Raw genomic sequence first — 2667 nt, 5'->3', positions numbered from 1 at the left:
GCGTAGGCGGAGGCGTCGCGCCAGGAGACGTGGACGACGGGGTGGTTCGACAGCTCGGTCCAGGACGACCCCGGCCCGTGGGGCGCCCGCCAGCACGCCCCCTCGACCGAAAGCCACCAGGGCGCCTGGGCCACCGTGCCGTCGCGCACCAGGTGCCGGGCGCCGGGGTGGACGAGCGCGTAGAACACGAAGGACCAGCCGAAGCGCTCGGCGTCGGTCCGGTAGCCGCTGCTGCGCACGAACGCCGCGAACTGCCGGTTGGTGACTGCGGTGGCGTCGATGCGGAACGGCGACATGCGCACCTCCCGGACCGGGCCCTCACCGTCCTCGGGGAACGCGTCGGCGTCGTCGCCTCCCATCAGGTACGTCCCCCCGGGGATGCGCAGCATGGCGCGCAGCCCCTGCGCCCGGTCCCGCTCCGGGGCCTGGACCGCCGGCGCGGCGGTCGGCTCGGAGTTCTCCTGGTCGCCGCCCCCTGAGCTGGGAGCGCAACATGCGCCTGACATCGTTCCTCCGACCGCGGCTGCTGTTCCGTGGGCTCGAGAGTACGTCCCGCCGGGCCCGGAGACGCCGGGGGCCTGCGCGGCGATCGCCGGGCCGTTCAGTGGACCCAGGCGGGTGTCCAGGTCCCGGCGGCGGAGTGGTCGAACCGGCCGGAGCCGAAGTGGCGGCGGAGGGCGTCGAGCGCCGGGTGGCGGTTGTCGCGGTGCCACAGCAGGGAGTGCGGGTAGACCGGTGTCGGGTCGCGCAGGGGAATGCGGCGCAGGTCGTGCTCGGCGGGCCAGACCAGGCGGGTCTGTTCGCCAACGAAGGTGGCCAGGGACCGGGAGTCGGCGACGGTGTCGAGCAGGGGCTCGGTCCCGAAGTCGGGGCCGGTGATCTCGATGGTCAGCCCGAACGCGGTGGCGAGGTCGTCGTAGTAGGCCGTCGACTCGGTGCCGGGGACGAGGCCGGGCATCCAGATCCGGTGTCCGGCGAGTTCGGCGGGCATGACCGCGCGGGCGGTGGCGAGTTCATGGGCCGGTCCGGTGAGGAATTGGACGGGCTCGTCGAAGGCCCGGGTGGCGCCGATGTCGTCGGGCAGCTCCCGGCCGGGCATGGTGACGGCGCGGAAGGACGCGTCGATGGTGCCGGAGCGGAGGGCGTCGATGGCCGTGTCGACGTCCACGAGGGTCACGAGGTCCAGCCCGGCCTCGGGGTGCGCGCGATGGAAGTCGCGCAGCGCGCCGGCCGGGGCGAGCCGTCGGCCGATCACGTCGACGCGCAGCGCGCGGCGGCCGGGGCATACGGAAGCGATCGCCCGCGCTTCGGCCTGGAGGAGTTCGCGGGCGTGGGGCAGGAACGCCTGTCCGTCGATGGTGAGCTTCGCTCCCCGCGCGGTGCGGGTGAACAGCCGCACCCCGAGGGTCTTCTCCAGCGTGGCGATGCGTTTGGAGACGGCCTGCTGGGTGACCGCCAGGTCGGTGGCGGCGTCCTGGAACCGCCCCGCCTCCGCGGCGGTCACGAAGGTGCGCACGGCGTCGAGATCCACGCCGGGCAGGATATCCGCACAACCGCTGGTTGTGTCGTGCGGCGGATCGGTTGTTTGATCCGGGCCCTCGCTCCCCGCTTGGATACCGACGGTCAGCGTGTGGTGGGTGCGGGTCGGCGGCGAGGGGGCATGGGGCATGGCGGGCAGACGGGCGCTGGGGCGCCGGTTCGGGTGGCTGTGGGCGGCGTACGCGGTCAGCGCGTACGGAACGGGGTTCGGCTTCGGCGCCTTTCCCCTGATCGCGGTCCTGGTACTGCACTCCGGACCGGCCGAGGTGGCGGCGCTGGCCGCCGCGGGGCGCGCCGTGGGGGCCCTGGTCGCGGTGCCGCTCGGGCCGTGGGTGGAGTTCCGCCGCAAGCGGCCGGTCATGGTGGCGATGGACCTGATCCGGTTCGCGGCGATGATGAGCGTCCCGGCCGCGTTCGCGCTCGGCCGGCTCACCTTCGCACAACTCCTCGTCGTGTCCATCGCCGTCGCCGCGGCGAACATCGCCTTCAACGCCGCCAGTGGCGCGTATCTGAAAACGCTCCTGCCGCCGGAGGACCTGCTCGTCGCGAACAGCCGGTTCGAGTCAACGACATGGACCGCGACGGTGGTCGGGCCGCCCCTCGGCGGGGCCGCGATCGGGATGTTCGGCCCGGTGACGACCATCGTGGCGGACGCGGTCAGCTATCTGCTCTCGGGCTTAAGCATCCGCGCCATCGGCGGGACGGAATCGCGCCCCGCGCGCACCGGCACCGGGCGGCTGCGCGCGGGCGATCTGCTCGAAGGGTGGCGCCACATCCTCACCCACCCCGGGCTGCGCCCGCTGTTCTTCAACGCGATCGTGGTCAACGGTCTGATCATGGCCTCCGAGCCGCTGCTGGCCGTACTCCTGCTGGGCGACCTCGGATTCGCCCCCTGGCAGTACGGCCTGGCCTTCGCCGCCCCGTGCGTCGGCGGCCTCATCGGCGCCCGCGCGGCGCGCCCGCTCGCCGCGCGGTTCGGGCAGCACAGGATGCTCCTCATCACCGGGGCGCTGCGTGCGTGCTGGCCCGTGGGGCTGGCGTTCGTCGGCCCCGGTGTCCCCGGGATCGTCCTGGTCATCGCCGTCCAGTTCGGCCTGGTGACATGCTGCGGTCTGTTCGCTCCCCTGC

Annotated in this window: 3 protein-coding genes; 1 reads left to right on the top strand and 2 read right to left on the bottom strand. The window is 73.5% G+C overall.

From position 1 onward, the window contains the following. Together SSOG_RS43070 and SSOG_RS43065 are read right to left on the bottom strand one after the other, a co-directional pair. A partial coding sequence (locus tag SSOG_RS43070) for an SUMF1/EgtB/PvdO family nonheme iron enzyme (RefSeq protein WP_039942724.1) occupies nucleotides 1-506 on the bottom strand: 506 nt, incomplete at its 3' end. A 95-nt stretch (nucleotides 507-601) separates the two neighbouring features. Further along, nucleotides 602-1531: a LysR family transcriptional regulator gene (locus tag SSOG_RS43065; RefSeq protein ID WP_039940125.1), complete on the bottom strand. Its 930-nt coding sequence runs from the start codon at nucleotides 1529-1531 to the stop codon at nucleotides 602-604. 136 nt (nucleotides 1532-1667) lie between these two features. Here SSOG_RS43065 and SSOG_RS43060 point away from each other — a divergent pair. After that, nucleotides 1668-2667 (top strand): MFS transporter (locus tag SSOG_RS43060; RefSeq protein ID WP_039942722.1); only part of this gene is annotated, 1000 nt, incomplete at its 3' end.

The organism is Streptomyces himastatinicus ATCC 53653 (assembly GCF_000158915.1).
Taxonomy (GTDB): domain Bacteria; phylum Actinomycetota; class Actinomycetes; order Streptomycetales; family Streptomycetaceae; genus Streptomyces; species Streptomyces himastatinicus.
This window is presented reverse-complemented; position numbering and strand designations above follow the sequence as displayed.